Source organism: Allobosea sp. P1_A7 (assembly GCF_056406775.1).
Genome location: NZ_JBFTZN010000383.1, coordinates 1 through 7,965 on the forward strand (window position 1 = coordinate 1; position 7,965 = coordinate 7,965).

General features: G+C 66.1%; 6 protein-coding genes. 1 reads left to right on the forward strand and 5 read right to left on the reverse strand.

Features of this window, described 5'->3' with window-relative positions; all coding sequences use genetic code 11:
* Nucleotides 1-181 precede the first annotated feature (181 nt).
* Nucleotides 182-1,696: a winged helix-turn-helix domain-containing tetratricopeptide repeat protein gene (locus AC1D34_RS34650; RefSeq protein WP_476826679.1), complete on the forward strand. Its 1,515-nt coding sequence runs from the start codon at nt 182-184 to the stop codon at nt 1,694-1,696.
* A 28-nt stretch (nt 1,697-1,724) separates the two neighbouring features.
* On the opposite strand, the gene AC1D34_RS34655 is transcribed toward AC1D34_RS34650, so the two are convergent.
* The 5 genes from AC1D34_RS34655 to AC1D34_RS34675 all read right to left on the reverse strand — a co-directional run.
* Nucleotides 1,725-2,114, reverse strand: a complete 390-nt coding sequence (locus AC1D34_RS34655) for a GFA family protein (protein ID WP_441488388.1) — start codon at nt 2,112-2,114, stop codon at nt 1,725-1,727.
* A 74-nt stretch (nt 2,115-2,188) separates the two neighbouring features.
* Nucleotides 2,189-3,697: an inositol monophosphatase family protein gene (locus AC1D34_RS34660; protein ID WP_476826680.1), complete on the reverse strand. Its 1,509-nt coding sequence runs from the start codon at nt 3,695-3,697 to the stop codon at nt 2,189-2,191.
* Between the two features lie 92 nt (nt 3,698-3,789).
* Nucleotides 3,790-5,061, reverse strand: coding sequence for an ABC transporter substrate-binding protein (locus AC1D34_RS34665; RefSeq protein ID WP_476826681.1), 1,272 nt, complete (start codon nt 5,059-5,061; stop codon nt 3,790-3,792).
* 108 nt (nt 5,062-5,169) lie between these two features.
* Nucleotides 5,170-5,934, reverse strand: a complete 765-nt coding sequence (locus AC1D34_RS34670; protein ID WP_441488829.1) for a carbohydrate ABC transporter permease — start codon at nt 5,932-5,934, stop codon at nt 5,170-5,172.
* A 110-nt stretch (nt 5,935-6,044) separates the two neighbouring features.
* On the reverse strand, nt 6,045-7,965 hold a 1,921-nt coding region (locus tag AC1D34_RS34675), incomplete at its 5' end, for an ATP-binding cassette domain-containing protein (protein ID WP_476826682.1).

The window sequence follows — 7,965 nt, forward strand, 5'->3', positions numbered from 1 at the left end:
GCCCGGCGGCGCGGCCCGGTGCGGGACTGAGGCAAGGGTACAAGATCCGTCCATGACAACCTCCATCCGGTTTGAGGGGTCGGGAGCCCTCGGCCTGAATGAGGTTGAAGACTGCGGGAGACGAGCAGCGTCGTACTTAAGCCAGCCCAAATAGTTCCAAAAACTTCCAAACGGGCTATAAATGCGCCGCATGCAGGGATCGCGCTTTGCCTTTGGTCCGTTCGTGCTTGATTCAGGTGCGGGAACGCTGCTTCGCAACGATGTCCCCGTTGCCCTTGGCCAGCGCGGGCTGAAACTGCTTGCGGCGCTCGTCGAGCGGCCCGGCGAAATCCTGGAGAAGGCCGCGCTGATGGATGCGGCCTGGCCGGGTACGGCCGTCGAGGAAGGCAATCTCACCGTCCAGATCGCGCAGTTGCGGAAGCTGCTGGGCCCGGGGGSCGATAGCGGCGAATGGATCGTGACCGTTCCGCGCGTCGGTTACCGCTTCACGGGGGCGATCGAACAGCTTGACGGCGCGAGGCGCGCCCCTTTGGCGCTGCCCGGGAAACCCTCGATCGCCGTTCTGCCCTTCGTCAATCTCAGCACCGATCCCGAGCAGGAATCCTTCGCCGATGGCTTGACCGAAGACCTGATCACCGACCTGTCCCGCAATGCCGGCCTGTTCGTCATCGCCCGCAACTCGGCCTTTGCCTATAAGGGCAAGGCGATGGATGTGCGCGCGATCGCAAGCGATCTTGGCGTGCGCTACCTGCTGGAGGGCAGCGCCAGACGCGCCGCGGGCCGCGTGCGCATCAACGCACAGCTGGTCGACGCGGTGAGCAGCGAACATCTCTGGGCGGAGCGCTTCGATCGCAGCCTGGAGGATATCTTTGCCGTCCAGGACGAGGTCACCGGCAAGATCGTCGAGGCCCTGCTCGGCCGGCTCAGCGCCCCGCCGCCGCGMAACCGGCCCAAAAACCTCGAGGCCTATGACCTCTGCGTGCGGGCGCGCAAGCTGATCGATGAATCCCCGCAGACGGCGCGGGAAGCGCATCTTATGCTGACGCGCGCGGTTTCGCTCGATCCGGACTACGCCGAGGCCTATCGCTGGCTGGCCATGAACCACTGGATGGGCTGGGTGCATTGGGGCGAGCCGATGGAACCCGCCCGCAGCACCGGCCTGGCCCTGGCGCGCAAGGCGGTGGCGATCGACCCCAATGATGCCGGCTGCCGCTGGGTCCTGGCCTATCTGCTGGCCTATGACCGCAGCTTCGCCGAGGCGGATGCGGAATTCGCCCGGGCGATCGAACTCGACCCGAACGAGGCCGATATCTTTGCGACATTATCCGACATCGCGGTCCTCGCCGGGCGGACCGAGGACGGCCTCGCGCATATCGGCAAGGCGTTCCGGTTGAACCCGTATCCGGCGGGCTGGTACTATCTGACGCTCGGCCAGGCGCAATATGCAGCGGGCGACTACGAAGCCGCCGTCGAGACGCTGCGCAAGGACGAGACCTATCGCACGAGCTCACGCCGCTTCCTGGCGGCAAGCCTGGCCCAGCTCGGCCGGCTCGACGAGGCCGGCTCCGAGGCCGCGCTGTTCCTCGTCGGCAATCCGCATTTCACGACCAGGCACTGGGCCGCGACGGAGCCCTTCCGCGACGCCCGGACGCTCGCGCATTTCGTTGATGGCTTCCGCAAGGCCGGTCTGCCCTGACGTCGCTGGCGTGCACCGTTCCTGCGCCCTATTCCTCACGCCCCGGGGCGTCGCGATCGCGCTCGTAGCGTCTCGCAAGCGGAAAGGGCGGCAACCAGGATTCGCGCCGGATGATCCAGCTTTCATAGGTCGGCATCAGCTGGTCCGGGGCATCGAGCGAGCCCAGATTGACTTCGATTTCATCGCCGCTGCGTCCGAACAGGGGCGAACCGCAACGGGGGCAGAAGAAGCGCCCGCGATAGTCGCGGGTTTCGCCCTCGACCGTCACCGCATCCTCAGGAAACACCGCGGACGCATGGAACAGGGCGCCATGATATTTGCGGCAGTCGAGACAATGGCAGAGGCCGACGCGGTAGGGGCGGCCCGAGGCCACGATCCGGACATTGCCGCACCGACAGCCGCCCGTGAAACGGTCCATGCTGCGTCTCCTCGCGAGGTCAAGCCGCCGGAATGGTTACAGCGATCCCTGGGAAGCGTCCATGCGAGTGGGGCTCAGGCGCCCCTGATCGCCTCCAGGAGCTCCTCATGGATCAACCCGTTCGAGACGACCTTCTCCAGGTCCTCGTCGCGTGAATCCTGTCCGCCGACCGTCGTGACCTTGCCGCCGGCCGCGCGCACCAGCGGCATGGCGGCGGCGTGCGAGACGATGTCGGCCTTCAGCCCGATGAAGGCATCGAGCCGGCCTGCCGCCACCAGCGACATTTCAAGCCCGCCGGAGACGATGACGCGCACGCCGCGGCAGAGGCCCGACAGCCGCCGGATGACGGCGCAGGTCCGCTCCGTATCCTCAATCGAATAATGCGAGGTCAGGCAGATCGAGACGACCGCGTCGGCAAGGCTCTTGGTCCGGGAGACGGCGGCAGGCTCTCCATTGATGCTCGCGACGGAACCTTCGGCATAGCGCGCGACCAGCCCGGCGAGCGGGGCATGGGTCAGGCCGAGCACGGTGCGGCCCTCTTCCTGATAGGCGAGCGTCACCGAGAACCAGGGCAGGCCGCCGGCATAGTTCACCGTGCCGTCGAGCGGGTCGATGATCCAGCAGGGCGCGTCGGACGCGCCGGAGAAGCCGGCCTCCTCGGAGAGGATCGCCGCCTCCGGCGTCAACCGGCGCAGGCCCGCGATGACGAGACGCTCCGAGGCGAGATCGGCGGCGGTGACGACATYGCGCAATTCCTTGCGCGTCACGGAAAGCTGCTCGCCCTGCATCGCGACCAAGAGACGCGGGCCGAAATCGCCGATCGGCTGGAGATGGCTGACCAGGCCGGTCTCCGGTTTCCAGACATGGATCGCGAGCGCGGGCGGCTCCATGACGAACCAGTTCTCCGTGCCCGGGCACAGGTCGAGCGCKACCTGATGGGCGGTGCCCGGCGCGACAAAGCCGATCGTGCCGGCRAAACGAAGCTGGATCGGGCGATGGTAATGGCCGCAAAGCACCCGCTCGATCTCGGGATGACGGGCGATCAGCGCGACAAAACCCGGCGAGACCCGGCAGGGCATGATGTCCATGCCGTCGACGCCGACCGCGAAGGGCGGGTGATGCATGAAGATCAGCGTCGGGCGGCCGCGCCCCTCGGCAAGGCGCTCAGCGAGCCAGGCCTCGCGCTCGGCACAGATCTCGCCGCCATCCTCGCCGGGAATGACCGTATCGAGCCCGATCAGCCGGACCGGGAAGTCCTCGATTACGTAGTGCAGGAAGCCGCTCTTCGGCAGGTAAGAACCGCCCTCCCCGAGCACGGAAGCGAAGACCTCGCGCCGGTCATGGTTGCCGGGCACGGCATAGACCGGCATCGGCAGCCGCGCGAGCTCGGCGCGGACGATCTCGTATTCCTCCGGCAGCCCGCAATCGCAGAGATCGCCGGTGACGAGCACGCAATCCGGCCGGGGCTCCAGCGCCAGCACCGCGTCGATCGCCCGTCGCGTCGCAGCATTGGTGTCGACGATGCCATAGGCCGGCTGGCCATGCGGGCGCACATGGAAGTCGCTGAGCTGGGCGATGATCATGAGGGCTCCGTAGGGCCAGGCAAGGATGATCGAAAGGATTTGCCGCCCGGCTGGCGCCGGGCGGCGTGGAGCGAAGCGTCAGGCGCGCCTGTTCACTTCATCAGCGCTTCGGTCTCGGAGACGATGCGCTCGATGCCGGCCTTGGGCTGGATGTCGCCGCGCATCACGCCGGAGATCACCTCGCGCTGTTGGCGCCAGATGCGGACCGAGTTGCCGCCGGGATAGCCTTCCCAGGGAGCAGCGCGCTGGACCTGGCCGTTGATCGTCCGGAAATTGGCGTTGTCCTTGTAGAACGGACCGAGATACGCGTCCCCGCCGGCGCGCAGGTTGGTCGGCATGTAGCCGGCGGTCTCGACGAYGATCTTCTGGGCCTCGGGGCCGGTCACGAACTTGATGAATTCCCAGGCCGCCTTCTGCTTGGCTGAATCCTTCGCCGTGATCAGCGCGGCGTTGCCGCCGGTCGGCAGCTTGCCCTTGGCCTTGTCATCGACCGGGAAGAGCGCGGTCTTCAGGGTGAAGCGGTCGCCGATCAGGTCGGTGACCTGGCGCAGCCGTGCCGGCGTGTCGAAGAAGATGCCGATCTTGCCGGCGATGAACTGCTGGCGCGACTGGTCCCAGTCGATCACCGGCATGCCGCCTTCCGTGACGAGACTGCGCAGCAGGCCCAGCGTCTTCTCGCCCACCTCGCCGCCGAAGGCGACTTTCTTGCCGTCGGGCGACAGCATGGAATGGCCGCCCTGCAGGATCACGCCGCGCCAGAGCCAGTCGTCGGGCCAGTCATGGATATTGTAGGCGAGACCGGCGGTGTCGCCGCTACGGATCTTTTTGGCGAGCGCAACCACCTCGGCCCAGGTGTCGGGCAGTTTGTCGGGGTCGCCGCCCGCCTTCTTCACSAGCTCGGCATTGACATWCATCAGCGGTGTCGAGGCGTTGAAAGCAAGGCCAGCCTGCTTGCCGCCGACCTGGCCGAGCGCGAGCAGCGCGTCGGAGTAATTCGCCTTGCGCCAGTCTTCCGGCTCCCCCTTCAGCAGCGGGCCGAGATCGACGACCTGCTTGCGCTTGTCGAGCGTCTCGACCAGTTCGCTCAAGAGATGGAAGCCGGAATAATAGACATCCGGCAGCTGGTTGGTGACGGACTGACGCAGCATCGCCTGATGCCCCTCGTCATAGCTCGCCGCCGGCGCGCGGAAATTGATCTTGATCTTGGGGTGCGCCTTCATGAATTCCGCGGCTATCGGCTCGTGGAACTTGGCGAAGGCCGGGAAGGCATAGAGCACGTCGAGCGTGACATCCTGGGCGCGGACGGCCGTGGATGCGACGAGGGCGAGCGCTGCCGCAGCAAGCGCCTTGCCAAAGGGTTTCATGTTTGATCTCCGTGACATGGACAGCGAAGCTGCCGGGTTGAATCGATGCGTCAGGCCTGAGCGTCTTGCGGTTGGAGCTTGGCAGTGCCGGTCCTTGTCGGAGCCTGCCTACTTCACCCCGGTCATCGTGATGCCGTCGATAAACCTCCGTCTGGCGATGAGGAAAGCGAGGACGAGCGGCGCGGTCAGGATCGTCGCCGCGGCAGTGAGCGCGCCGTAATTCGAGCCGGTCTCGGCATCGGCGAAGAACATCATCCCGAGCGGCGGCGGGGCGAGTTTGGCATCGGAAATGACGATCAGCGGCCAGTACAGGTCGTTCCAGTGCGCCACCGCCGAGAAGACCGAGAAGGCGGCGATGGCCGGCCAGGCGCTTGGCGTCACGATGCGCCAGACGATCTCGAACTCGCTCATGCCGTCGAGCCTTGCCGCGTTGATGATGTCGTCCGGGAAGCTGCGGAAGAACTGGCGGAACAGGAAGATGGCGAAGACCGAGAGGAAGAACGGCACCATCATCGAGAAATAGGTGTTGAGCAGGCCGAGCTGGGCGAGCGCGATATAGAGCGGCATGGCCGGCACCTGCACGGGGATGCAGAGCCCGAGCAGCACCAGGACGAAGAGCGCGTTGCGGCCGGGAAAGTTCAGCTTCGCCAGGGCATAGGCGCAGGGAATGGCCACCAGCAGTTGCACGACGAGGATGCCGGCGCAGAGGATGACGCCGTTCAGCGCGAAGCGGAGCAGCGGCGCCTTCTCCATCGCGAAACCGTAATTCTGCAGGCCGTAGAACTGCTTTGGCCAGAGCGAGATCTCGGCGCTGAAGATCTCGGCCGGCGGCTTGATCGAGGTCACCAGCATCCAGATGAAGGGCGCCAGCATGAAGATGGCGCCCGCGATCAGCACGCCATGGACCAGGGCGAGCGAAAGGAAACGGCGCAGCACCGAATGCACGGGCGTGACGGCGGCGGGGGCAAGCGCAGGAGCGGCCATCAGTAATGCACCTTCTTGTCCAGCGCGAAGGTCTGCACGGCCGAGAAGACGAGGATGAAGGCGAGGAAGATGAAGGTCAGCGCCGCGGCATAGCCGGTGTGGAAATACTGAAAGCCTTCGAGATAGATGTTGTAGAGCAGCACCTCGGTGGAGCCGACCGGGCCACCGCGCGTCATCACCGCCACCGTGTCAAAAATCTTGAAGGCGGTGATCATCGTGGTGACGAGCACGAACATCGTTGTCGGCCCGAGCAGCGGCCAGGTGATGGTAAGGAAGCGGTCGATGCCGCTGGAGCAGCCATCGATATCGGCCGCCTCGTAGAGATCGCGCGGGATCGCGGTCAGCCCGGCGAGGAACAGGATCATGTTGAAGCCGAGCAGCTGCCAGATGCCGATCACGGCCAGCGTCGCCAGCGCCGTCGATGGCTCGCTCAGGAAGGCGACCGGCGCAAAGCCGAGCCATTTCAGGAGACCATTGACCGGGCCGAGCGAGGGGTGGAGCAGGAACTGCCAGACGGTCGCCATCGCGATCAGCGTCGAGGTCACCGGCAGGAAATAGATCACCTCGTAGAAGGACCGGCTGCGGCGGCGCCGATGCACCATGACCGCGATCAGCAGCGCGCCGAAGACGCCGCCCGGCACGACGATCGCGACATAGAGCAAGGTGTTGACGACAGAGCGCCGGATGATCGGATCGGCCAGCGCCTTCTGGAAATTGGCGAGGCCGACCCAGTCCATGTCGACGCCGCCGAACTCGTAATTCGTCAGGCTGAGCAGCATCAGCACCGCAAGCGGCAGCAGGATCGTCAGCAGCAGCAGGATGAAGGCGAGCGTGACCTCGGCCGCCTCGTTGACGCCGGCGGCGACCGCGGGGCTCGCGCGCATGGTGACGCCCGGTGCATCGCGCCCGGCGAGATCGAAATGCAGGATATATTCGGAGCCGAGATTCTCCTTGCGCCTGAGCCGCGCCGAGAACCAGGCGCGGCCTGCGCCGGCCGGCTCGCCATGGATAAGCGTCAGCGCCTCCGCGCGGATGCCGAGGGTGACCGCCTGCCCCGCCGCCGGCGCCACCGCAAGCGCCATTGGCCGGCCAAACAATTCGAGGCGGCCTGCAGTGCCGACCGTCGCGGGCAGGAGGTTGATCGCCGGGCTGCCGATGAACTGCGCGACCTTGAGCGAGGCCGGTTTCTCATAGAGCTGCGAAGGCGTGCCGAGCTGCAGAATCTCGCCTGAATCCATCATCGCGACGCGGTCCGACATCGTCATCGCCTCGACCTGGTCATGCGTGACATAGATGAAGGTCGCGCCCAGGCGCTTGTGCAGCTCCGCCAGCTCGGTGCGCATATGGACGCGCAGCTTGGCGTCGAGATTGGACAGAGGCTCGTCCATCAGGAAGACATCGGGGCTGCGCACCATGGCGCGCCCGAGCGCAACGCGCTGGCGCTGGCCGCCCGAGAGCTGGGCCGGCTTGCGGTCGAGCAGATGGCCGAGCTGGAGCTGGGTCGCGACCGCGTCGACATCCGTCATGATGCCGGCCATGGCCTTGCGCCGCTGGCCCGAGAGCAGGCGGAGCAGCGGCAGGCGCTGCCAGAGTTTCAGCCGCGCCATCATCAGCGGCAGCGCGATATTCGCCCGCACGCTCATATGCGGATAGAGCGCATAGGACTGGAACACCATCGCGACGCGCCGCTCATGCGGGCGCAGATGATCCACGCTGGCCCCGCCAATGGCGACGCTGCCGGAATCCTGCTGTTCCAGCCCGGCGATGATCCGGATCAGGGTCGATTTTCCGCAGCCGGAGGGGCCGACCAGCGTCAGGAATTCGCCATCGGCAATGTCGAGTTCGACCCCGCCGAGCACCTGTGTCGGCCCAAACGCCTTGGCGATGGAAGACAGTGCGACTGTGGCCATGTCGTTCGCC